The organism is Vibrio sp. 10N.286.49.E11 (assembly GCF_041469505.1).
GTDB classification, from domain to species: Bacteria; Pseudomonadota; Gammaproteobacteria; order Enterobacterales; family Vibrionaceae; genus Vibrio; species Vibrio crassostreae_C.
In genome coordinates this window covers 1-24,069 of record NZ_JBFRKQ010000062.1, presented here as the reverse complement: position 1 = coordinate 24,069, position 24,069 = coordinate 1, and the positions used below count along the sequence as shown (strand labels likewise).

16 protein-coding genes and 3 pseudogenes are annotated in these 24,069 nt (G+C 41.3%); 13 read left to right on the top strand and 6 right to left on the bottom strand.

Annotated features, from left to right (window positions below):
* Positions 1–1,110: 1,110 nt before the first annotated feature.
* The 5 genes and pseudogenes from AB4167_RS15100 to AB4167_RS15080 all read right to left on the bottom strand — a co-directional run.
* Positions 1,111–1,679: pseudogene (locus tag AB4167_RS15100) on the bottom strand (ISAs1 family transposase); the annotation flags it as partial.
* 157 nt (positions 1,680–1,836) lie between these two features.
* Positions 1,837–2,526 (bottom strand): hypothetical protein, encoded by a 690-nt coding sequence (locus tag AB4167_RS15095; protein WP_372136712.1) that lies wholly within the window; start codon positions 2,524–2,526, stop codon positions 1,837–1,839.
* Between the two features lie 8 nt (positions 2,527–2,534).
* Positions 2,535–4,706 (bottom strand): hypothetical protein, encoded by a 2,172-nt coding sequence (locus tag AB4167_RS15090; protein WP_372136711.1) that lies wholly within the window; start codon positions 4,704–4,706, stop codon positions 2,535–2,537.
* A 13-nt stretch (positions 4,707–4,719) separates the two neighbouring features.
* A complete protein-coding gene (locus AB4167_RS15085; RefSeq protein ID WP_372136710.1) occupies positions 4,720–6,867 on the bottom strand; it encodes a hypothetical protein in 2,148 nt (715 codons plus the stop codon).
* On the bottom strand, positions 6,860–8,128 hold the full coding sequence (locus tag AB4167_RS15080; protein ID WP_372136709.1) for a tyrosine-type recombinase/integrase: 1,269 nt from the start codon (positions 8,126–8,128) through the stop codon (positions 6,860–6,862). The genes AB4167_RS15085 and AB4167_RS15080 overlap by 8 nt, the downstream gene beginning before the upstream one ends.
* Positions 8,129–8,233: 105 nt before the next feature.
* Here AB4167_RS15080 and AB4167_RS15075 point away from each other — a divergent pair.
* From AB4167_RS15075 to mnhG, 9 genes and pseudogenes are all read left to right on the top strand, one after another.
* Positions 8,234–8,908: pseudogene (locus AB4167_RS15075) on the top strand (metal-dependent hydrolase); the annotation flags it as partial.
* Positions 8,909–9,118: 210 nt separating this feature from the next.
* Positions 9,119–10,315, top strand: a pseudogene (locus tag AB4167_RS15070) (endonuclease); the annotation flags it as partial.
* Positions 10,316–10,777: 462 nt separating this feature from the next.
* Positions 10,778–11,713, top strand: a complete 936-nt coding sequence (locus tag AB4167_RS15065; protein WP_017064216.1) for a universal stress protein — start codon at positions 10,778–10,780, stop codon at positions 11,711–11,713.
* A 559-nt stretch (positions 11,714–12,272) separates the two neighbouring features.
* Positions 12,273–14,891 (top strand): hydrogen gas-evolving membrane-bound hydrogenase subunit E, encoded by a 2,619-nt coding sequence (mbhE, locus tag AB4167_RS15060; RefSeq protein ID WP_372136713.1) that lies wholly within the window; start codon positions 12,273–12,275, stop codon positions 14,889–14,891.
* Positions 14,891–15,244: a Na+/H+ antiporter subunit C gene (locus tag AB4167_RS15055; protein ID WP_017062418.1), complete on the top strand. Its 354-nt coding sequence runs from the start codon at positions 14,891–14,893 to the stop codon at positions 15,242–15,244. The genes mbhE and AB4167_RS15055 overlap by 1 nt, the downstream gene beginning before the upstream one ends.
* Positions 15,241–16,809 carry a proton-conducting transporter membrane subunit gene (locus AB4167_RS15050; protein WP_372136708.1) on the top strand — a complete coding sequence of 523 codons (1,569 nt, stop codon included), beginning with the start codon at positions 15,241–15,243 and terminating at the stop codon, positions 16,807–16,809. Before AB4167_RS15055 ends, AB4167_RS15050 begins: the two co-directional genes overlap by 4 nt.
* A complete protein-coding gene (locus AB4167_RS15045) occupies positions 16,806–17,282 on the top strand; it encodes a Na+/H+ antiporter subunit E (protein ID WP_017062420.1) in 477 nt (158 codons plus the stop codon). The genes AB4167_RS15050 and AB4167_RS15045 overlap by 4 nt, the downstream gene beginning before the upstream one ends.
* A 28-nt stretch (positions 17,283–17,310) precedes the next feature.
* Positions 17,311–17,571, top strand: coding sequence for a cation:proton antiporter (locus AB4167_RS15040; RefSeq protein ID WP_032545874.1), 261 nt, complete (start codon positions 17,311–17,313; stop codon positions 17,569–17,571).
* Positions 17,571–17,867 (top strand): monovalent cation/H(+) antiporter subunit G, encoded by a 297-nt coding sequence (mnhG, locus tag AB4167_RS15035; RefSeq protein WP_017062422.1) that lies wholly within the window; start codon positions 17,571–17,573, stop codon positions 17,865–17,867. Before AB4167_RS15040 ends, mnhG begins: the two co-directional genes overlap by 1 nt.
* A 628-nt stretch (positions 17,868–18,495) precedes the next feature.
* On the opposite strand, the gene AB4167_RS15030 is transcribed toward mnhG, so the two are convergent.
* Positions 18,496–19,434, bottom strand: a complete 939-nt coding sequence (locus tag AB4167_RS15030) for a LysR family transcriptional regulator (RefSeq protein ID WP_372136707.1) — start codon at positions 19,432–19,434, stop codon at positions 18,496–18,498.
* A 320-nt stretch (positions 19,435–19,754) separates the two neighbouring features.
* On the opposite strand from AB4167_RS15030, the gene AB4167_RS15025 reads away from it, so the two are divergent.
* The 4 genes from AB4167_RS15025 to AB4167_RS15010 all read left to right on the top strand — a co-directional run bounded on the left by AB4167_RS15025 (position 19,755) and on the right by AB4167_RS15010 (position 23,784).
* Positions 19,755–20,288: a hypothetical protein gene (locus tag AB4167_RS15025; RefSeq protein ID WP_372136706.1), complete on the top strand. Its 534-nt coding sequence runs from the start codon at positions 19,755–19,757 to the stop codon at positions 20,286–20,288.
* A 49-nt stretch (positions 20,289–20,337) separates the two neighbouring features.
* Positions 20,338–21,546 carry a linear amide C-N hydrolase gene (locus AB4167_RS15020; protein WP_372136705.1) on the top strand — a complete coding sequence of 403 codons (1,209 nt, stop codon included), beginning with the start codon at positions 20,338–20,340 and terminating at the stop codon, positions 21,544–21,546.
* Between the two features lie 93 nt (positions 21,547–21,639).
* Positions 21,640–22,980 (top strand): amidohydrolase family protein, encoded by a 1,341-nt coding sequence (locus tag AB4167_RS15015; RefSeq protein ID WP_372136704.1) that lies wholly within the window; start codon positions 21,640–21,642, stop codon positions 22,978–22,980.
* Between the two features lie 156 nt (positions 22,981–23,136).
* Positions 23,137–23,784, top strand: coding sequence for a DUF3299 domain-containing protein (locus tag AB4167_RS15010; RefSeq protein ID WP_372136703.1), 648 nt, complete (start codon positions 23,137–23,139; stop codon positions 23,782–23,784).
* Positions 23,785–24,069: the final 285 nt, after the last annotated feature.

Below are 24,069 nucleotides of genomic sequence, written 5' to 3'. Positions count from 1 at the left end.
TCAAATTGGCAACAGAAGCGACGATCACCAGTTATAGTTGAGGTAGGTTTAGTTGAAGAGCCTCTGAGTTCCAAAGCTAAAATGTACTAATTCAGCTGAAAGTTACTCATTTATTTTAACTTACTGCTTGTTGTTAGCTTTTCTCAAAGTAGTGTTCTTATTTTGGGAGCACAAAAGGATGGCTTGATCCGCCTCATCATAGTTGGATATTAAGTTAAGCCTCTTTATACCTACAGTTTTCCAAGGCTTCCTAATTTAGCACAAAATCAGACTCGTTTTTGTCCAAAAACTGCGCAGGTTGAGTTTTTACCCGTGGCACTTTTTAATGCGGAATTGCCTAAAATTGCTTAAAACTATTATTTATCACACCATGAGAAGCATCAGCTTAATCTAATTTTCTTAATGAACCATTATGTGCTTAGTTGTATACTCTCGTTCATTAGCTAGTTAACCAGCAGAGCCAAAGCGGTATAATAAGGTATTGTAGAATTATCAATATATAAACCAGAATATTTAGGTGCCAGAGACTCTAACACTGGCGATGATTTCCTTGGATGGTGGGCACTTCGTCTTGCATTACAACTGCTCGTACCTGACACAACATTGGCTGCCGTTACAGTTGAAGGTGTAAATCTTGATGACGAAAACGCTCAAGTTTTAACTGAGTGGGGTTCTGTTTCCTATGGTTTTTTTACGGTGGTCATACAGTAGAGACGGCTGGTAAGGTTGTCTTTGAGCAGTTGAAGTATTCGTCGTCAACACCTGAAAAAATGGATTGTTTCGGATTTAACAAGCTCCAAGTCGAAGTCTTCAAATAACAGCATTATCAAGGGCCTTGCTGATTCAATCAATGACATATTAAAGGTTAGACCAGATTTGGTTAGTACAGGTGCGCTAACAATCAGGTTAGTCAGTAATATGTCTATTGGTGCATAGCTTTAGAAGTATCTTTCCGATGCCAATAACAAGAAGCATGAAATGTTGAGAGCTGCAAGTGGCAGGGTGACCGCATGAGTGCTTAATTTTCTGTTTAGACCTGCGCTTAGGACTGCCTCTAACATCGCTGTGTTCATCATGCAGCGCTTCTGCTTTCCAACGATACTGAGTTTAGTCGGCATCTTGCTCGATGATAGTTTTGGCTATTTCTATTTGGCATGCCATCGCATCAATAGTGACTAGAGCGCCTTTGATACAAGAAGTTTGATGAGTTCAGGTATTGCTGTTATCTCGTTGCTCTTTTCTTATGTTTTGAGCTGTCCAAGTACGAGCTTATTGGACGAATCATAAGCTCAAATTCTATGAATAGTACTCGCTCGGTCATCTCGATTGTAAGAGCCCCAAAGGATTTTACCATCAATAGCTACGACTTGCTGCTCTGCGAGGGAGTATACCGATGACATTCAGTTTATAAAACTGGTGTGATATGGACCTGGCTCTATCTTAGATATAATGCGCGCAATCGTATCGTCGGAAGGAATATTAATAATAAACATGACATTCCGTTTAAACCACTCATGATTACCAAGGATGTACTCGCGAATATCAAACCAACCTTTGGCACCAGCAATAACAGCGCGTAATGAGCCGAAAAGAACATCAAACAAGCAATACGTTAGCTTTGCTAACAGGCGCTTATCTGTGACTGAATGAAAGTGTTCTTTAAAATCATCGATATGCATTGTAGGTTGGTCTCTTTCTTAAAAAGAGAGTATATGATCACAGCTAGATATAATCGTTAAACTGATCAATCTTAGTGGTTAGAAAACGTTCGTGATCTCACCCTAGCTTGTCCAATAGTTCGAAAACGTGTTGCTTTACAAATAATTAATGTTGTCGCTAATTAATTTGGGTGTAGTCAATGTTGTTTGTTGCTAAAAGTGTTTGAAGTTTGATCACCTTTTTCTTTAAGTCTATCAACTCGCCTTTAAGGCTTAAAATTTTATTAGTATCCTGTTCTCGACCTGCTAGTTGAGTAACTATAGATTCGTTGGTTTTTTTTAAGTGTACTAACTCTTTCGCTTGCCTATTTGTTTTTTGGGTCAACTGGTCTAACTTAACTTGAAGTTCAGACTCACTTTCGACTAGGGACGACGCCTTAATATAATTAAAAAAATCTCTGCCAATTTCTATCTGCTCTTTTTCATATTGTGCAACCAAGTCTTTTAAATCATCTTTCGTTAGCTCCCTGCTAATTTCATTTGCTTTAGCTCTAGATAATTCGTGCTCTGACTTTAACTTCTCGTTCCATGTTTTGATCGAGTTGTACAAGAAAGGACAATTTTGTCTAGACATATTTGAGTGGTTTAAGTCATGTTCTCTATTGAGATTTTCCTTTACCTTTCTACACACAGATGACTTATTAATTGTTCTTTGCCTTATTGGGAGGGTTTTTTCTGAGGTCTTGATTTTATTTTTTATCATGATGAACTCCATCTCACAAACTTCATAAAAAATTTTTTGAAGGTCTGTGAGTTTTTCGAATTCAATTGGATGTTTTTTTTTACTTTTATCTAAACCAATTAACATTCGTCCTCCTAATGGCTACTTTCTAGTGGTTTTATCAGAGTTTCAATTACTTTAATCTGACGTTCAGAGTGCTTGTAACGTTTATTATTCGAATTTCTCAACAGTTTCACTAATTGCTCTGGCTTGTCCATTGAGTGCAAAATGTTTTGGTGTGTAATCATTAACTGCTCAAGTGTTAAAAGGTGACTATCGCAATGAACGGATAAATTAGGACAACCGATACAGACTCCCGATTCTCCGTTTTCAATTTTGGGCACACCTTGCTTATCAATACAATTAGCAAGCTTCCTTCTACTTTTAAAAACCATGCAAAACCCATAACTATGAGGAACTAATCTTTCTATCCCATCATCTTCATCTTGAATCCATGCTTCAATCATTTCATCAAGCTCATCAGGAGTTTTCCAGTTCAGGCCCTCGATATAGTTTCTTACATACGCAACGGTATGACCTGAGTATTTCGTATGATTAACGTCTCCGGCAATCCTCTTAACCAATTCAATGGTATAGTGTGTTTCTGCCCTATGTTGCTCGATCGAAGTAACTTTATTCCTTTTATATGCATGAGTGAAGTTAAGTACGTCACTGGAGCTATGAGCTAGATGTCTTCTGAGTGCGCGATGTATGTCCCCGTCAAACCTTCTCATTAAGTAGTCGGCCCAAAGGTGGCGGCAGCCGTGTATAGTGAGTCGTTCACTTTTCTCTCTTTTCTTTAGTTCTTCTCTGATATCAATTGGAAGAGACTTCAACATTTCTTCATATACAGAATTAAAGCGTTTGTTAAGCTGTTGTCCACGTTTACTCACAAGGTGTGTATCATCATCGATATAATCAGTACCAGATTCCAGCCAAATCCCAGCGGGGCGGTGGTGTAGCTTATAACGCTTAGTTTGTAACTTTCCCGATTTAAAAGCAGCGCCGTTATAAAATAATGAAGGATAACCAGAATATTCAATATCATCGACAATAAATGATATTTCTTTTGTTTTGTCCAAAAAACTTATGTTTAATAAAGAGTCAATAGCATCATTTACTAGCGTTCCTGTTGTACGCTCATAGCTAAAGCCTTGATGTGTTTTATTTATATCTGTAACTATCCAAATTTCTTTTTTCTTTTCTTGTAAAACATTAATAGCTTTCATATTTACAAGTTCATGAGAACGAAATCCTGTAATAATTGCGATGATTGACAACGCACAATTATTGTAAAACGCAGATCTCTTAGATAGTTCTCCGCTTGTACATAAGGATGAATTTTTATTTTTGATCAGTTTAAAGAAATCACTAATAGAATATTTTGGCGTTCCTTTATCTAGTTTTATATTAAAAGAGTCATGCCAAAATTTTAATCTTTTACTATTTGTATTTAGGTTTTTTTTATATGTAACTAATTCGTCAAAATTCATCTTGAGAGTTTCAACATCATAAGTTTCGGCCTCATGGAAGAACTTGATGTTATCTGGAGTACGTTTATCTGAACGATACCAAGAACAAGTGTTAAAGTGTCGGCAAGTTTCAAAGTACGCGGAAAGTAATTTGTGATTAATGCTATCAACCTGTTCAATGCAATAACTTAGAATGTATGTTGATGTGATGTATGAAACAGTTTCTAGGCTTCCACCCCATAAATAGTCATTGAAATCGGATTCTAATCCATTTTCCATAAAAAATTTCTTGGCAATATCTTCAAAATTTCGTGACCGTACTTTCATGGTTGTAATCCATAAAAAGTCTCCCCGTATAGTAGCGTCACTTAAGGCGTTAAGTGGATCACTTAATCGGATAAAGCTCGAAAAAGCCAATATTTTTCCTGATTGGTAACTTTCATTTAAGGTGTATTCAAGGTAATCTAGTAGAGTGTTGTAATTAACATCCTCTACAATATGTTGGACTTCAATGTACTTCAAATATTTTATGAAATTGAAGAAGTTTATTACTTTTTTATGTAGTTCTGTGTGTGGAATGTTAAGTTTATTATCCTCATTATACCCTCCGCATATAATGACAATGGCATGTCGAATGAATATCTTTGACTCGGGTGAAAATTTTGAGTCTTTAAAGCTTACATCGTAACTTTTATTATTTATAATGAAGTTGTCATCGAATAATCGATTATTAATTTTCTGATTTCGCTGAGTATATAAGAGGGTGTTAGTTACTTCTTGTAGATTTGCATACATAGCAGACACTCGTTCAAATGATTGGATCACATAAAGGTAAATCGTACTCGGCTAATATTTCATCAGACTTAACATGCTCTGCTTCATTGAAATTATTAGCTAAAGTTGCTAATACAATTCGGAGTCCTTCTATCTCGTTAACCTTATTGGATTTATCTTGATATGGTGATGATTGATCCCTCCTCAATGATTCAATATAGATGTCTATTTGATTTATTTTTTGCTTCAAAAAGGCTAAAACCAAAGGGTGTTTTATGATTAATATTTCTTCTTTGTCTTTAATTCCTAAATAATCATTTATATCTTTACCAGATAAGTTAATAAATTCAGCAAAACCAGATTCATTTAAAGTTTCTGAAGGTCTTTTTACTCCAAGCATTTCCTCTGCCTCCGAGACTGAAATTTCTCTCATTTTTTTCAATAAAGTATGAGCATCTTCCGTCATTGAATCTGCAACTTGTCTGCCTGCTGTATGATCAGCTTCTAGTAAGATAGGATTCTGAATTCTGGCTTCATAAGTGTTAATGTCTACTTCAACTGAGTGTGCTCTTTTGCTGGCTTCTATTGAACTTTCAATAGGCTGTTCAGCTTTTGGCATGTTAAAACGATCTGATTTGTAGATCTTATAATCAAATCCAAATACTACCTTTTGAGTTTGAGTTAAATTTCCCCAATTTAGTTGCAAAGTCTTTTTCTTTCCCCATTTAGACAATTTACTTTTACCTACGACCTCCTTCTGTAAAATAAAAGTTTTTAAGAAATAGTGAGCTTCTTTAGGTATTGATTTTGGGTATATAGGATAGAAATCCTCTAGAAAGTAAAAATATGTGAATTCCCTTATTGTAAATAGTGAACAAAATGTTTTTTCATGTTCCGTATTTGTTTCTTTATAAAATTTAGTAATCTTATCAATGAATGACTTTGCAATTTCATACTCTTTTCTTTCGTTAGCCTTAGAGAACTCTACAACTTGTCCTCTTCCTCTCGCTTTTCCAGACCTCTCTTTAACTTCACCCAAAATAATAATACCAAGATTTTCATTCTGGTCTATATGATTAAGCGATAGTTTTACTAAGAGTGACTTTTGTAACTGGTGCTTAGCTAATAAGCTAAAAAAAATTGATAATTCTATTTTAGAAGGGTATCCCCGAATTAAATCAGGGTGTAACCACTTTGATATGAGTGTGTTATTAACTTTAATCTTCTTATTTTTATCGTCAGAAAACCACCTTGATCTTTGTACTCGGTCTTCGGTTTCATTGTAGAATAATGAAATATACTCCAAAAGAGTAGTAGGCTCTTTAATTTTGAACGTATTTAAGTACGACTCTAAAATGTTTCTGTTTAAATTTGAGCTAACTAATGGGAATAAAGATAACTCATCATTCCTTATGTATATATCTCTGAGCATATCCCGATAAATAGAATTTACTGATGCTAATTTAGATGTTCTTTCGAAAGTCCATTTTTTTTTGTTGCATTTTTTAATAGTGGAATTTAGTAATTCAAATGCTTCTGTGGATTTTGAAAAATGCTCGATAAGCGTAGATTGATAGTTATTTATCACATCGAATGCAAAGTACAATGTAGCGTTAAAGCTTGACCATAGCGCTCTTTCTTCTTGAGCTGAATGTCGATGTGAAAACAATTTATCGCCTAGTGTTGACCTTGTTATTGAAGGGGTCTTAATTGTTTTTGGTAAGTTTTTTATGGCCTCATAAATTAAATGATCATACGCAACACCATATTTTTCATGATTCCTAAGACTGTTATTAAGTAAGTAAATTACATTGTTATACATAGAGTAAGCAACTCGTTCTTTTCTTAGGTAGTTAAAAAAATTTTTGATACTATCAGGTTTGCAAAATGCATCATTGCTACTATTAATGTATTTCGAGATTAGTTCCAGAGGTTTAACTTTATTCGATTTGGTATGGTTTTTTAGAGATTTAAAGTTTTTATGATCGAAATAAGATGCAACGCATTGCATTGTTGAAGAGGGTGTTTGGTTAAAATTAATTTCACAAAAATAGTAGGTTGGTGTTTGCTGTGCAGCACTATGGTGGGCGAAGGAAATATGAGATCTTGAGTAATAATCCTCATAATTATTAAACTGTTCAGCCGTTAGTAATCCTCTATTTATGGAAAATGGATTAGACACTACTTGCTCCCTCTTGTTTTTTTCTATTATTTTTGACTCTTACTGCTGCTTCGGCGAAAGATATTGCTTCTTTTTCGAGTTCATCGGATTTCAAAACTATTGCGGCAAGATAGACATAGCTGGCAAAGGTTGTCTCTATACTCGAATGCCCCATAATTTCTTGTATAGCTATCTGGTCAATTCCTTTTCCATCCTTTTGATGTTTAATTATTAAGTTAGTTACAAAGCAGTGCCTAGTTGAGTAAAGTTCTCTTTGCTTCCAGAGCTTAACTTGTAGAGGACTTATATTAGTATTAATACTTATATATCTGTGTTTTGTCTTTTCCCAAAGTTTCGTGAAGTAACTCGCGTCACTCAGTTCCTTACCTTTATCAGTTACAAAGATGCGATTGCGTATAATTTTCCCTAAGTCTTTTTCAAGTTTTGGCAGTGTTGTATATAAATACTCTTTAAGCTTTTGATAAGCTTCAGGAGGGATAATGATTTTTCTAAGTTTGCCCTCTCCACGTCCTTTACCGGACACAATTAATTCAGCTGATACGTTGAATTTTGCTTTTTTGTCTATCACTCTTTCTAGTCTTTTTCTTGAAAAATTCGCTCCCTTTAATAATTCATGGGGCCTTAATCCGCAGTAATAACATAATGAAAATATAAGCCTATTTCTGGTGTTCAAGAATTTGCTTTTAGAGGTGCAATAGCCAATGAACTCTTTAAACTCATCTTTATTGTAATATTTATTATGAATCGTAAGGTCGAAGCCTAGACTATATGTTTGTTGTTTTTCGTAGCGTTTATATATATACGAAAAGTCTTTTTTTTCTGATGTGAAACCGAATTTAAAACAGAAATCATAGAAGTCACGTAGAGTGTCTATATGAAGCTCCATACTGGAATTTTTTAGACCACCTTTTTTGTACTTATCTGAAAATATGCAGTTACCTTTAAACAAGAGGTTTAGGTATCCTGTTATATATGCGTCGCCGATGTTAAATAGAGCTTTATTAGCCAATTCATGCTTACTCTTCAAATCATTTTTAAAAGACCAGTCATTATTGTCTGTGAGAACTTGGTTAATGAAAATTTTCAATCTTGATGTTAGGTTTTTAATTGAAACACTCTTGTTTGTGCGCAATTTGTAATATAGATAAGTGCTTGGTACAAATAATGGCGCACCTGACAAGAATAACAGGTTGGCTTGAGTGGAGGTGTGCGAGTCAACCTCATAATCCTTCACTGTGATAGTTTGGATTGCTTCTTTCAAAATTAATACCGAATGAATTTTTGTTAGTATTATTAATATAGATTGGTTTGCATTAGAATCAAACTCTGTCTAACACAATATTATAGTTCATAGTAGACGGTATTAACCTATGGCACGCAGTTACTTTGGCCTTTCACCAACGCGCGTTTTTCTTGGAATACCATATCAATCATCGATCCTGTTTATACGCTTCCCATTCTAGTGTTGCTTGTGTTTGCGACGTTAAAACGAGCGCCTTGGCTAGCGCGTGTTGCGTTTACTTGGGCGCTAATTTATCCAACATTAGGGATGATTCAGCGAGACAGGGCAGAGGCGATTGGGTGGCAATTAGCGCAAGAAAGGCAACACACACCGATTCGATTAGAGGCAAAACCAAGCTTTGCGAATATCTTGGTTTGGAAAGTGGTGTACGAAACAGAGGCTCATTACCATGTAGACGCAGTGCGGGTTGGCACATCGGTAAGCACGTATCCCGGAGAGTCGATTGCGAAGCTGAATGTTAGCAGGGATTTACCTTGGCTTGACCCGGACTCTCAACAAGCCAAAGACATAGAACGTTTCCGCTGGTTTTCAAATGGTTATATCGCTCAGGACCCAACAGACGAGCTGCGTATTATCGATGTCCGATATTCAATTGTACCAAATCAAATGAAAGCACTATGGAGCATCAAGCTATCAAAAGCAGTTGATGCAAACGCGCATGTAAAATACGAAACTCATAGAGACAACACGCCAGAATCGAGACAGACCTTTTTCGATATGCTCACTGGTGATAAATGACCGAGTTCTGAAAAGTAAAAAGGCTGAGTCAGATAATCTGCTCAGCCTTTTCTATTCCTTTATTTAACAGGTCGATGTCACATTGATTCACATCACACATATCAATAAAACCCATAATGCTTACATTTATAAATGTGATGTATACCTCCATTCATTTTTTGATTACTTTCTAAGTTTAGTTGGTTTTTATCCAATTAAACAGAAGGTTATATGATAAATAGAATAATAACACTAAGTGGCGTTGCATTACTTTGTTCAGCGAGTGCGCATGCGCAAATGCAAAATGGAAGTTTTGAAAACTGGGAAGGAAACGTACCATCTGGTTGGAGTGTGATTGACTCCGGCATTGCACTTTCGCTCTCTACCGATCCTGTAAATAATGGCAGTTTCTCAGCACAAGTAACAGTGAATACAAGTACTCAAAGTAATACCGACTTTCTTCAAACGATACGTGTTGAACAAGGGAAAACTTATGATTTCTCTGTCGATGTTTACCACACGGAAGGCAACGTGAAAGCTCGCCTTTTTGTTGATGGCTATTTGGGTTACTCGAATAATGGTTTAACGAATCAGTGGCAAGCATTGACTCACTCGTACAGCGCTACGAGCACTAAAGATATCGTTGTGGGCGTACGATTTTATGATGATGCAGGTTTTGATAGTTCGGAAGTGGTGTATTTAGATAACTTTCAGCCTACGGAGACTCCACCAACACAAAGCTGCAATGACATAAGTGCCGCACTCACGCTAGTTACGGATAACTATGGTTCTGAAACTAGTTGGTCTCTCAAAAACTCAGTTTCTCAAAATCTTTATTCTGGTTCAGATTATAAAAATAACACCATCAATGAAGTGGAAATGTGTTTAGCGGATGGTAACTACACCCTAGAAGTCTCAGATTCTTATGGAGATGGAATGTGCTGCAGTGTGGGGAATGGTTCATACAGTTTGTCGGTAAATGGAACCGTTGTGGCATCTGGTGGTGATTTCCAAGCAAGTCAGAGTACAGAATTTTCGATTGGTGGTTCAACTGCACCACCAACTGAACCTCCAGTGTTAGGTGAGTATTACAAAGACGCTGAAGGAAAAGTGGGCTTTGCGTTAAAAACGGCCTTATATCAAATTATTGATAATCATAGCAGTCAGGGTTACGCCGCTATTTGGAGGTTGGTGTCTGAGGCTGACCTAGACGCATACTATGACACTGATGAGTCGATTCCCGATATGTATTCGGAGAAACCTTCAAGCTCAGATTCAATCCAATTTACTAAGGTTGCGGATCAATGTGGTCAATACAGCAAAGAAGGTGATTGCTACAACCGTGAGCACTCATTCCCGAAAAGCTGGTTTGGTGGGAAAGTCGAGCCAATGAACTCTGACGGTCACCATTTAATTGCCACTGATGGCTAAGTTAACTCGAAACGTAGTAATTGGCCATTTGGTGAGGTGGTCTGCACCATCAATACAGGGCGCTACGTTAAGCGACTTTCCATACCTTTAGTTATCTCTGAATTGTTAATTTAGGGGAAACTGTAGCTCATTTGCCCCTTTTCAATTCAGGACATTTTTCTATCAAATTATGTGGAAAGTCGTTTGACCTACATTTTCTAATCAGTGTGGTGTCTACTGTTCTGGGTTTCTGCCGACATCCTTTCTGAATAAGTTTTTGCTTTAGCTCGCGATAAATTTTGACGTAATTTGTTACATATAGCTGTCTGAGCACGTTGATCTGTAAACTCACTCATTGCTATTTTACATGTAACTAACTGATTGCGATTGCGTGTTGATATTGATGATTAATGGTTACAAATTTGTTATAGCAAAGCCGTGTTGATATTGGCTACTATTTGAACAACCAAGGAGGTGTGTATGAGACGATTCGAGAACATACTTTTTGCAACACAAGGTCTGCCTGGCCACAGTGACGCTCTGGGTCAAGCGATTAGAATAGCGGCTAACAATCACGTTCCAGTTTCGGGCCTGATTGCCTGTCCTGACTTTCCTACCGATCTCGTTCAATATCAACAAAGCTATGAACAGTCTTTACATGATTCGCTTCAGCAAAGCGTAAAAAATTTGCTTGAAGACCTGGCTATTTCTGAAGAGCAGGTGCCGTTTCCCCTGAGAGTTAAAAGCAGTGAAAATCCGGCGGTTTGTATCATCCAAGAAGCGATGCTGAATCATAATGACCTGATCATTAAAGAGGCTGAACCACTCAGTGAAGGGGCGGAAGGCTTTAAAGCGATAGACATGACTTTATTGCGTAAATGTCCTTGTCCAGTATGGCTGCATCGACCAATATTTAAACCACGAGACAAACGACGTATTGCGGTTGCGGTCGATCCCTTGGCTATCAACGATGAGCAGCAGGCACTATCGTGTCGATTGTTAGAGCTCTCTCGTTCGATTGCGGATACCTGTGATAGCCGATTACACATTATCTCTTGTTGGGAACATTATTTAGAGAACTACCTCGACAATCACGTTTGGATTCAAGTTGATGAGGCTCAGCTGTCTGTCGAGGTTTCTAAAGAGAAAGCGCGTCACGAACAAGCCTTGCAGCAATTAATTGATGACTCAGGTATTGCTGGTGAGGTGGTTGTTCATCACCTGCATGGTAAACCGGACGATAAAATTCCGGAGTGTGTTGATGAGGCAGAGATTGACGTGTTGGTCATGGGAACCTTAGCCCGAACCGGTATTTCTGGTTATGTGATTGGCAATACTGCCGAGAATATTCTTCAATCAATTAATTGCTCCTTAGTGGCAATGAAACCAGAGGGATTTATATCTCCAATCAAGTAACAAATTGATCTCGAAAAGCGGAAATAGCAATACTGAAGTAAGCGTGCACACGACAGACTAATAACTTCTTAGTGGAGGGTAGTATGAAGAAACTATGTCCTATTTGCCAAACTGAAATGCTTGAGCGCTCTCACATTTATGCATGCCCGAGAAACGATATCGGAGACTGCTCCTACGACGCACTGAGTGCAGTGAATGAAGAGTCGAGTTTTTTATTTGACCAGAGCAATTCCCATAGTGACATGCATTCTTATGTCGTTCTCGACAGCAAATAATTTGAATCAGTGGGATCTATCTATATTGGAATGGATGATCGTGACTTAATTTTAGCGGTCTTATTCAAAGCCTTCGTAAACTAGATAATCGTTCACATGCCTTGCTCGGATTATCTTCCTGATGCCCAAATCAACAATGTGGTTGAAGTATCAGGAGAAGGCTTTTTTCCTTCGATTCTATGAGTCCCCATACACGCGTGAACGTAACGAAATGGATGGCGATATTGAATAGTATAATAGGAAAAAAACACACAACAGGTTCAAAAGATCATTCTTTGATTCTCATGATTTTTCCTGTTCTACCCATGGTCATTTTCTTCTTGCTCATCAGTTGGTATGAGCCGGGAGGCGTGAGTTGGCAAACGAATTGGGTTCCTAGTTTAGATGTAAACCTGAGCTTCAAGTTGGATGGGTTATCTTTCCTGTTCGCGTGTTTGATCAGTGGTATCGGTGCATTGATCCAGATTTATGCACTGGCATATCTCAAGGGGGATTCGTCTCGATTCTCTTTTCACCTCTATCTGACGCTGTTTATGTTAGCGATGTTAGGTGTTGTCACGAGCGACAATATTCTACTCCTTTTTGTTTTTTGGGAACTTACCACCATAACGTCGTATCTTTTGATTGGCTTTAATCACGAGAAAGATAAATCCCGCAAGAACGCATTTCAATCTCTCATTGTCACTGGCGCTGGTGGCTTAGCGTTATTAGCAGGTTTGATACTGTTGGGTGAAATGGCTGGCAGCTATGAGATAAGTACCATCGTCGCGCAAAGTACGCTGATTGCACAACATGAATGGTTCCTGCCTTCGCTGGTTCTGGTTTTGCTCGGTGCGTTCACCAAATCGGCGCAGTTTCCATTCCACTTTTGGTTACCTAATGCAATGGCAGCGCCAACGCCAGTGAGCGCTTATCTTCACTCGGCCACTATGGTGAAGGCTGGGGTGTATTTGCTTGCCCGTGTTTCACCTATCTATTCACACAACGATATTTGGTTTTACACGCTCGGGATTTTTGGTGGCTTTACCGCTATATGGTGTGCGTTATTAGCGCTCAAGCAAACTGATTTGAAGTTGATGCTGGCATACAGCACGAATGTTGCCTTAGGTAAATTGGTATTGTTGATTGGTATGGGTACTGAGCTTGCGATGATGGCCGCGCTGCTGTTTGTCTTGGCTCACTCGTTCTACAAAGCCGCGCTGTTCATGGTGGTGGGTAATATCGATAAGGCAACGGGAACGCGTGACATTCGAATGTTGTATGGTTTGAAAACAGCGTTAATACTCAGCCTCGTAGCCGCAATCATCGCTGCTCTGTCGAAATCGGGCGTGCCACCATTACTCGGGTTCTTGAGCAAAGAGTACATGTACAAATCCGGTCTGGAGGTGAGCGTCATCCTTACCGTTATCTTCCTTGTGGTTAACGTCGTTATGGTGGCGTTGGCGTTGGCGTTGGCGTTGGCGCTGATCGTGAAACCTTTCTTCGCGACTTATGAAGGTAATCCAACGCCAGCCAAGAAAGTGGAATCCAGTAAAGGGCTTTGGCTGCCAGCAATGTTGCTTGCCATTGCCAGTGTGCTTGCGCCGGTGCTTGGTTTAGATTGGATCAACAACAATGTGGTTATTCCGGGGGTTTCGTCGAGCTTGCCTGACTCAGCACCACAAGCAGCCAAGCTTTGGCAAGGCGTGAATTTGCCGTTGGTGCTGAGTGTATTAACTTTGTTACTCGGCTTTGTTTTATATCGAGTCTACCCAAGGCTGTTGGTGGGCGGACAACGTGAAGGGGCCGTGGTGCCAACAGCCGAATCCGTTTTCGACAAAATTATGGCAGGCATGATGCGGTTAGCTAAATGGCAAACGCAGTTATTACAGCAAAAGCGCTTAAGTTATTACGTGTTGCTGTTCTATATTGTGCTCGCTGGATTACTGTTAAGCAGTCCGTTAGTGATCCCACGAGCTCGATTTGCTGCATTAACGGACATTAATTTCTACGAGGTAAGCATTGCACTGCTACTTATCGCTGCTGCCTTAGTCTGTACCTTTACCAAGTCTCGTTTGTTGGCGGTATCTGCGCTTGGTGTTGTGGGCTTTATGACCACTTTAGTCTTTATGATTTACAGCGCGCCAGATGTCGCGAAAACCTTATTGCTGGTTGAAACCTTGATGGTTGTATTTGTGGTGCTGTTGATACGTCACATTCCGGGCTTAATGACGGTGCCGCAACATCCTATTCGCCGAAAGTTGCTGCACGCGGCGATAGCTGGTGTGATTGGTATCTCGGTAACGGCGTTGTTGATCAATATCACCGCCCAACCTTTAGATGCCACTCTGGCTGATTTCTTCGCAGAAAACAGTGTTCCCGGCGGACATGGACGCAACATCGTCAACGTGATTTTGGTTGATTTTCGAGCCTTCGATACGTTGGGTGAGGTAATCGTGGTCGTGATGGCTGGTATCGCTGCGGTGAGTTTGTTGAAAACGCACTATCACAAACGTAATCGTATCCATTCCCTTATTTTTGCCACTACTGCACACATCGTTGCAGCGCTGATGTTGGTGTTTTCACTTTACTTATTGTTGCGTGGACATAACGAGCCGGGTGGTGGTTTCATCGGTGCGCTGATTGCTGTAATTGGTTTTGCGTTACTGATGTTTGCAGAGTCGCCAAAGTACGTTCGGGATCGTTTGTATTTCGCGCCATTTAGCATTGCTCTATTTGGTATTTTTTTAAGCTTCGTGGCTGGCCTGATGAGCTTTGCTTTCAATTTGCCGTTCTTAACCGGTTTGTGGTGGAAAGATATTCTACCGCTCGGCACACCGCTGATATTCGACGTCGGTATTTACCTCGCCATCATTGGTGGCGTGATGGGGATGTTGTTACGTGTGAATGAGGAGTTGGATTGATGGAAATACTATGGAGTCTCGTGGTCGGTGTGTTTGTCGCGGCTGGTGTCTATCTTATGCTTGAGCGACACATCTTGCGTCTATTATTCGGTTTGATCTTATTGAGTAGTGCCGTGAACATCGCAATTTTCACTGCCGGACGTTTAACGCCCGGACTACCGCCTTTGATTGATGCGAATTCACAATTACCACCGGAAGGTGCGGCAAACCCGCTTCCTCAAGCTTTAATTCTGACTGCCATTGTGATTGGTTTTGGCTTGTTGGTGTTCGCGTTGATGCTGTTTTACCGTGCATATTCAGAAGCGGGCTCGGCCGATGTTGATGCGATGCGACGTTCTGAGGAGGATGAATGACGACGATTTGGTTGACGTTACCCGCAGTGATTTCGCTTCTTACCGCTGTCGCCATCTTCTGCGCGAAGCGTAACAACGCGCTGGCGGATGCGATAAGTGGCACAAGCGCATTGGCGACTTTGGTGATTGCAGCATTGTTGACGCACGATGTCATCAACGGCGGTCCGCAAGCAGTGGCGTTTGGTCAGTGGGCGGCACCATTTGGCATTGTTTTTGTGGCGGATTATCTTGCCGTCGCCATGGTGATGGTGACGGCCATTATTGGTGTAGTGAGCGTGTTCTACGCCATGGGCGATCTGCAAGAAAAGGCATCTTACGGCACATTTCATGCGCTGATGCATATCTTGTTGACCGGCGTGTATGGTGCGTTTCTTACCGGAGATATTTTCAACCTCTATGTGTGGTTCGAGGTGATGTTGATAGCATCGTTTGGTTTGATGATCTTAGATGGATCAAAGCAACAAGTGGATGGAGCAGTGAAGTACGTGATGCTCAATCTAATATCGACCTTGGTCTTCTTGCTCGCGATTGGCTTACTCTACGGTGCAACAGGGACTTTGAACCTCGCGGATTTACACGCCAAAGCCGCACTGATTCCGTCTGACACCAAAACTTTGCTCGCGGCACTGTTCCTATTCGCGTTTGCGATAAAAGCGGCGTTGTTTCCCGTTTTTGCTTGGCTACCTGCTTCTTACCATACATTGCAAAGCGCCGTTGTCGCACTGTTTGCTGCGTTACTGACCAAGGTTGGAGTGTATGCGCTGATTCGTGTGTTCACTTTGATTTTTCCGCTATCAGAAAGTGGTTGGCAGCCAACTCTGATGTGGGTGGCGGGGCTTACGATGTTAACTGGTGTATTGGGGGCCGCGAGCCAATACGACATTAAAAAAATTCTCTCTTTCCATATCATCAGCCAGATCGGTTATATGATCATGGGATTGGCGATCTACACGCCGCTCGCCATTGCGGGTGCGATTTTCTACATCGTGCACCACATCATTGTGAAAGCAAATTTGTTCCTGATTGGCGGCTTTATCGAGCGTAACTATGGCTCGGGCAAACTTGGGCAATTAGGCGGAGTCTACAAAGCCATGCCTTGGCTAGCTTTCTTGTTTCTCATTCCTGCATTCTCTTTAGCGGGGTTTCCAGCTCTGTCGGGTTTCTGGGGCAAGTTCCTTGTCATCAAATCTAGTTTGCAAACCGACTTGTATTGGCTTGCAGGGGCCGCGCTCTTAGTGGGTCTGTTAACGGTGTTCTCGATGACCAAGATCTGGAACGAGGTGTTTTGGAAAAAGCCTCAGCAAACACTCAAAACTCAGCCAATGAACAAGTACACAAAAGGATTGTATTGTGTGCCAATAGCCACGTTGACCACGTTAAGTCTGATTATTGGTTTGGCAGCCGAGCCGTTTTACCAATTTTCAGTGCAGGCAGCAGAACAGTTGATTGAGCCCCAAGCCTACGTAAAAGCGGCTCTTGGAGAGAGTGCATTGGCTGACAGTGCAATAGGTGACAGCGAAATAGCTGAACACGTGGCATTGAATTCATCGGGAGGGAGCCAATGATTTATCTATTTTTGAACTTGTTTCTTGCCTTAGCGTGGATGCTGCTAAACGGCAACTATACAGGCACGAACTTCATTCTTGGTTTTGTGGTTGGCTTTTTGGCGTTGCGACTCAGTCAACCGTTTGGTTTGAAAAACAGTTACTTCCGACGCTTCCGTGCTTTTGTTGGTCTGTTTCTTTTCTTCTGTTACGAGATGGTGATCTCGGTAGCCAGAGTCGTCTGGGATGTGGTCACGCCAACCCATTTGAGTGATCCAGATATCGTGTATGTCCCGTTAGATGTTGAGTCAGATTTAGAGATCTCTTTACTCGCAAACATGGTTTCTCTTACTCCGGGAAGCTTGAGTTTAGATGTTACACCAGATAAGAAGCACATGGTTGTGCACGCGATGTTTGCACCCGATCACGAAAAGGTTATTCGAGAAATCAAAGACGGTTTAGAAAAACGGATTTTGGAGGTGACGCGTGACTGATGGATTAGAAATCGGTATCTGGTTACAGATGAGCATCACGTTCGCTTATATCGGACTACTGCTCAGTATCTTGATGGCATTCATTCGCTTGGTTCTCGGTCCAACCTTTGCCGATAGAGTGGTCGCGCTTGATCTGATTTCATTCGTGACGGTGGGCTTTATTGCTGTTTATACCCTAGATAGCGGGCAGCAACCCTTGTTGGATATTGCTATTACACTCGGTCTAGTGGCCTTCCTAGGAACCATCGCGTTTGCCAGGCTTATCTTTAAAAGAAAAGGAGAGGTGTAATGGACACTATCGTTGGGATTTTACTTTGTCTTGGAACCTTATTTACGCTCATCGCAAGTCTTGGGATCTTACGAATGCCCGATCTCTACACACGAATGCACGCCGCGACTAAAGCGGGTACGGTGGGCTTAGCATCATTGTTATTAGCGGTGGCGGTGGCCATGCCAGAAATCACGGTGATTTCACGAGTGATTGGCACAATGTTGTTTATCTTCATTACCGCTCCGGTAGCAGCACACTTGTTGGGGAAAGCGACCCGAGAAAGTGGTTATCAAATCTGGAGAAACGACAAATAGCGTGGTCTTTCACTTTATGTAAATGTTGTTTCATTTGGTAACCATGAAACTACGCAATCATAACGTGAGCAGATCAGGATGTTATTTTTGCTTTTCGGTGGATAAACCTAATTTCGACCGCCCCTGCAAGAGCATGTAAGATTCTCCACTCCTTTCTCAGCTGAGTTGTCGCTCCGCCACTGCAGTGGAGGCTCGCAATATCTAGGGTAATTCTTGAATGCTAATTTAGCAAAGTCACTGACACAGAATTGTTCAGAAGTGCGCTGACGGGGCATGTAACACGAAAATGCCCCATTCTTGGTTAACGTAATTACTCAGTGGTAAATTGTGCATCTGGAATAGCAGTACTTTTTATTATGGTTGGCGGTTAAGGAGCGGTTCCAGCATACTTGTAAAAGCGGTCATTACTTAACATTTCTATTTATGGCTACCGCTTGCATTGTAATGCTGGCTTACTTGAAGCGGAAATCACGATTGGGTAAAGGCTTATTGATGACTATTCTAATCTGTTAGTATTTTAATAGCGAACCGTACTCTAAAATTAAAATCTACACTAGATATGAAAGGCGTGTCCTCCTGCCTACTTATATTGAGGGGAGGGAATGAACATTTCGTACTCTAACCCGGCTTACCAAAAAAGTGATTGAGCATAATCGGTGATAATAGATTCCAACAATTCAATCTCTTGATACCCTTCAAGCTCTAGAGAGCAATAAAAAGACAGTGGGATTCTAAGAGCATTCGCCACTTCCACGACAGGCAATTTTTTCAAAATGCCTTTTGAAACCCATGCGTCAGCCACTGAATGGTTGAGTATAGCCCAACCATCCTCTCGAAGTAGTTCTAGTAATACTTCATTATTACTGACTATCCTCAAATCCGTGGAGATAGAAAATAGGTCAGCATTACTTTTGTGATGGCTTTCCATGATGTATTGCTTCTCTATCTCCAGCTCATCAATGTGCACTGTACCCTGGTTAGCTAAGGCATGCTCAGCGCTACAATAAAAGTGGTGTTGGACCGTACCCAAATAAATGTAACGGAAAGGGCGCTCAGGTAAGTTTTTCAACTTACTTTGCATGATGGCAACGCACGGAGTGTCATCGGTTAACGCATCCATTACTTCATTCCGATTCCTTTGAAGCCAGTGTAATCGCAATGTGGGGAGCGCATTTTTAACAAGTTGGTTGATGTCTTTGATTATTGAACCTGGTACCAAAGCGTCATGGTATATGACCAGCGACTCAAAAGGCTTTTGATAAGCATTTATCATTCTTTCGTACAATAAGTCGCTGTTTTTTAATAACACTTTGGCTTGGCGATACAACGCTTTTGCTTCTTCTGTCGGCAATGCACGCTTTCCTTCGATAATAAACAGTTCGATGCAAAAACTGTCTTCAAGTGCCTTGATCTGTTCACGTACGGTTGTGCGCTCTTTATTAAGCTTTCTACCTGCCTTGCTGTAGCTGCTTTCTTCATACGTAGCGCAGAATGCGGCCAAGTGTTCATAGGAAAACATCTTTACTCCAAAGAAATTTATTGATGGATTATGCCATACATTATGCATTATTTTCGTATGTCGTTCGTTGTTATTATTTGAAGTGTAGTCAAACAAACTATCAAAGCGGACCAAGAAGCACTATGAAAAAAAACAAATTCATCTCTAGAAGTACCAAAATACTTTTACTTAATGCAGTCGTTATTCTAACCCCAAGTTTGGCTGCGGCTAACGAACAAAGTAATGAACGAATAGACCCGTCCGATATGACCCGGGCGTATAGTCAAGCTTTTATCGGCACCAGTAACAAAGGGGACGTTAAAGCATTTGGCTCCCTCTCCTACCAGTTTGACGGTGGCTCCGAAGCTATGGTGGCGCTGGAAGGGACCATGAGTGAGAACGGCGATTACAAAGACAGCCGTGGCCAGTATTTCCACGCCTTTGGTACTGGTAATAACCTAATGCCACGTGTCGCTACATCGCTCGATATTATCGACAACAAGGACTTCACGACTGCTGCATTTGGCGCCGCGAGCATACTAAAAACCCCAGCTGAATCCATCATGCTGTTTTTCCGTGCAGGTGGCCTGATCGGTGAGTATAAAAAAGAGGGTGCGCTTGCGCAGCAGTATGGCATAAGAGATACCCACATTACTGGTTACACCGGTACTGCTTGGCTAGTGTGGAAACCAATGCAGGATGGTTCCTATATCACTTTGTCACCGGAATACACCACAATGGATGGCAGCTTGAATATAGAAACCCTGAAAACTAGCGTTACAACCGCAGTTCCGCTTACAGAAAGCGGAGACAAGTGGCTACAGTTTAAATTCGATAATATCGACATGGATATCAACCACATGGGGAATACAGATTCAGTCACAGACCGTGTGTTCTGGACCCAGTTCAAAATGTTCTTTTAAATCAATTAAAAGATGCTGTCCGAGCGCTATGTGACTGAAGTTAAAAGTTATGATGGCGCAAACTAAAGAGCACAAAATATCAACGTTATATTTCAAAGGTAAAATTATGGGATTATTCAAAAGAACCGCGAAGAAGATACTCTCTCTTTCCATGTTAGTTCCAGCCCTACACTTTGGTGGAGCCATCGCTTGTACCAGCATCGCCCTTAAAGCTGAAGACGGCGCGGTCGTCTATGGACGAACCATGGAATGGGGAGCCTTTGATCTTAACTCTCGGGTTGCCATCGTACCCCGTGGATACGAGTTCCAGGCTTCCACTCCGGACGGTAAAAACGGCCTGAAGTGGAAGGTAAAATACGGAACAGTTGCTCTAGATGCGCTGGAAAAAGACTACTTGACCGATGGTATGAATGAAAAAGGTTTGGTGGTGGGCGTTCTCTATCTGCCAGGTTTTGCCGACTATCAAGACTACGATCCAGCTAAAGCTTCGCAAACGATCAGCGAACTGGAGCTCGCTAACTACGTGCTGACGTCTTTTGCCACCGTAGAAGAAGTATGTGAAGGGCTTGCGAATATCCACGTGGTCGGTACACCAGAGCCTGCTCTTGGTAACATCGCAGCGCCGATCCACTTATCGGTTGTAGATTCAAGCGGAAAAGCGATCGTGGTGGAATACCTTGACGGTAAAATGAAGATTTTCGATAACCCACTGCGTGTGCTGACCAATAGTCCTAGCTTCGAATGGCATATGACCAACCTGCGTAACTACATTGGTTTAACATCAAATGAACACCCGGCGAAAGCTCTGACGAAAGGAGAAAGCGAAGTTGACCTGACACCTATCGGTGCCGGTAGCGGATTCATCGGTCTGCCTGGTGACTTTACCCCACCGTCCCGTTTTATCCGCGCGACCGCTTACACCCAGACCTCGCGTAAATTGGTTAATGGCGAAGAAGCATTGTATGAAGTCTTCCGAATTATGGATAACTTCAATCTACCTCTGGTTGCCGCAGAAGGGCCTAGCGTAAATCCAGAACTACTAGAAGGTATGCGCAGCTCTACTATTTGGACTTCTGCTGCTGACAGTAAAAACCTGAAGTACTACTATCATACCCAGAACAACCGTCAGGTACGTATGGTAGACCTTAACCAAATTGATTTCTCTAAGAACCCTGACGCCATCCGTCATGTCGAGATGGATAAGAGCAGAAAGCAGAATATAGAAAACGTGACGCCAAGCGATGTTGGGCGTTCATAAGAGTACCGATAATTACTTTGACCAATCGGAACTAATCCTATGTCAGTTCCGATTGGTGTAATGGATGATGATTTATTATTTTTGGAGTAAAAAATGAACAAACAACTATTAGCCAGTTCTATAGTAGTTGGTTTAAGCCTTGGCATGAATATAGCTCATGCACAAGAAGGCAGTAACCTAATATTGATCCAAAATGTCAATGTTTTTGATGGCGTGCACGACAAGCTAAAAAAAGATCACGATGTTTTGGTTAAAGGCAATTTAATTCAGTCTGTTGGCAAGGATATCACTGCTCCGGCCGGAGCAAAAATCATTGACGGTGATGGTCGCACGTTAACGCCTGGCTTTATCGATTCGCACACCCACCTTCAGTGGAACCTGAGTATTGCTGAGCATATGTATACTCCAATGGACTATCAGGGCGCTATTGCTCTAGTGGATTCTGAGGCGACGTTAATGCGCGGGTTTACCACTATCAGGGATGTTGGCGGTTCAATGTTTGGCGTGAAGCGAGCGATTGACGAAGGCTATTTCCCTGGGCCTCGGATTTACTCAAGCGGAGCCGCGATAGGTATGACCGCAGGCCATGGAGATATGCGAGCACCAAGTGTTGCCCCAAGAATGATGGGTGGGCCGGCAACAACAGAAATTGAGACGGCAGGTGTTGCTATTAACGCAGATGGTGTTGATGAAGCCTTAACTGCTGCCAGAATGCAGTTTCGCAAGGGAGCGGCTTTTCTGAAGTTCTTTGCCGGGGGTGCTGTCTCTGGTCTTTATGATCCTCTGGATATCTCGGAGTATTCTAAGGAAGAAATGGAAGCAATTGTTGGTGAAGCTGAGCGCTGGAACACCTATGCAGCCGTGCATACCTATACCGATGCCTCTACACAAGCCGCGTTGGAGGCAGGAGCTAAAACGTTAGAACACGTCAATCTGATCAGTGAAGACACAATGAAACTGGCTGTCAAAAAGGGCGCTTATATTGGTGCTCAGACCGGCGTATATATGAGCCCGGCCCCTGCCAGTTTTACTCCCGCTCAGGTTGCCCGTCAGCAACAAGCGAAAGATGGACTTGACAACCTGATGAAGCTAGCTAAAAAGCATGACGCTAAAATTTTGTTCGGCTCAGATATGGTGGGTTCTCTAGAGCAGAAACGTATGCACTTAACAGAGTTTACCAATCGTACGAAATGGTTTACCAACGCCGAAATTTTGCAGCAGGCAACATCAGTTAATGCTGAAGTACTTGAGCTAACAGGGCCACGTAATCCATATCCTGAAGCCAAGCTCGGTGTGATTGAAAATGGTGCTTATGCTGATATTCTATTGATTGACGGTAACCCGCTGGAAGATATCAGTATTTTGACTAATCCAGAGGAAAATCTAGACCTGATCATGAAAGATGGTGAGATTTTCAAGAACACCATTAACTAGTTTTAGTGTCGTCTAGCTCAGAGCTGAAAATGAACTTGCGTTAAGCAGCGCTGGGCTCCCTAGGCAGGTATCTGGCAACAGGTCCTGCCGTTTTGTTTTCTAGAGGCCTAGTTATAAAGTTGAGGAGAAAGTAATATGTCGTTTATTAGGTTCTTGATGTCAAGTATTAGAGCAATGCTTCTTCCACTATTATCTACATTTTTAGTCGTAGCGTCTTTAAATGCTCATGCCAATGATACCAAGCAGATTGACTGGCCAGATCTTATGGCACAAATAGAGTTTCATGATCCATTTTTGACTCTATCTAGTGATCATATTGCTAAGTTGCGTCGTTATGTTCAGCTTTCTGATTCAAAAACCACTAACCGTCAAGATTTAATAAAAGTTAAACAGGAACTGAATGAAGCGGGAATTGATAATGTTGAGGCGCTTTTGGCTAAAAGACAAGAGGTTGCTGAACTCAGAAAAAGAAAAGCGACAGAGGTCAATGAGGACCTGGATGGAAAAAACGTTCGTTTAGCAGGTTATATGCTACCACTGGAGTTCGATGAACACAGAGTGACAGAATTCCTATTAGTACCATGGGTTGGGGCTTGTATTCATACGCCTCCACCACCTCCAAACCAGATGATCCACGTTACTCTTGAAGAGGGAGTTAAGTTTGAAGGGCTCTATCACCCAGTATGGCTATCTGGTGAACTAAAAACCATTGCCAGTATCCAGGAGCTGTACTTAGTAGATGGTTCAGCCCCAGTGGAAATGGGCTATTCAATCGACGGAGGGCTTATTCAGAGATATGAGTAATGTACGCTGAATGAATTTGGTACTCACTAGAGTTTTCACAGTACTTAAGATAATCCACTAAAAGCTAATTTGGCAAAGTAGCTGACACGTTTCTGTCCAATTTCGTGCTAGTAGGTACCAGAATCTTCCGTGATTGTTAAGTTCGATGAAGGGATAAAACCTTCAAATCAATCTAAGTATGTTTTGAAAATGTGATTAAAAAGGCTGAATCAATAAACTGATCAGCCTCTATCGATTTATTCCATTAAAGGTAACGACTTCTTAGGTAAACGCCCCATGAACCTA

Bases quoted from the DNA above. Each gene is read 5' to 3' on its own strand.
- mbhE (WP_372136713.1), top strand. From the start codon at position 12,273: ATGATTTTTCCTGTTCTACCCATGGTCATTTTCTTCTTGCTCATCAGT.
- AB4167_RS15065 (WP_017064216.1), top strand. From the start codon at position 10,778: ATGAGACGATTCGAGAACATACTTTTTGCAACACAAGGTCTGCCTGGC.
- AB4167_RS15095 (WP_372136712.1), bottom strand. From the start codon at position 2,526: ATGTTAATTGGTTTAGATAAAAGTAAAAAAAAACATCCAATTGAATTC.
- AB4167_RS15010 (WP_372136703.1), top strand. From the start codon at position 23,137: ATGTCAAGTATTAGAGCAATGCTTCTTCCACTATTATCTACATTTTTA.
- AB4167_RS15030 (WP_372136707.1), bottom strand. From the start codon at position 19,434: ATGCATAATGTATGGCATAATCCATCAATAAATTTCTTTGGAGTAAAG.
- AB4167_RS15040 (WP_032545874.1), top strand. From the start codon at position 17,311: ATGAGCATCACGTTCGCTTATATCGGACTACTGCTCAGTATCTTGATG.
- AB4167_RS15050 (WP_372136708.1), top strand. From the start codon at position 15,241: ATGACGACGATTTGGTTGACGTTACCCGCAGTGATTTCGCTTCTTACC.
- AB4167_RS15090 (WP_372136711.1), bottom strand. From the start codon at position 4,706: ATGTATGCAAATCTACAAGAAGTAACTAACACCCTCTTATATACTCAG.
- AB4167_RS15045 (WP_017062420.1), top strand. From the start codon at position 16,806: ATGATTTATCTATTTTTGAACTTGTTTCTTGCCTTAGCGTGGATGCTG.
- mnhG (WP_017062422.1), top strand. From the start codon at position 17,571: ATGGACACTATCGTTGGGATTTTACTTTGTCTTGGAACCTTATTTACG.
- AB4167_RS15015 (WP_372136704.1), top strand. From the start codon at position 21,640: ATGAACAAACAACTATTAGCCAGTTCTATAGTAGTTGGTTTAAGCCTT.
- AB4167_RS15020 (WP_372136705.1), top strand. From the start codon at position 20,338: ATGATGGCGCAAACTAAAGAGCACAAAATATCAACGTTATATTTCAAA.
- AB4167_RS15055 (WP_017062418.1), top strand. From the start codon at position 14,891: ATGGAAATACTATGGAGTCTCGTGGTCGGTGTGTTTGTCGCGGCTGGT.
- AB4167_RS15025 (WP_372136706.1), top strand. From the start codon at position 19,755: ATGAGTGAGAACGGCGATTACAAAGACAGCCGTGGCCAGTATTTCCAC.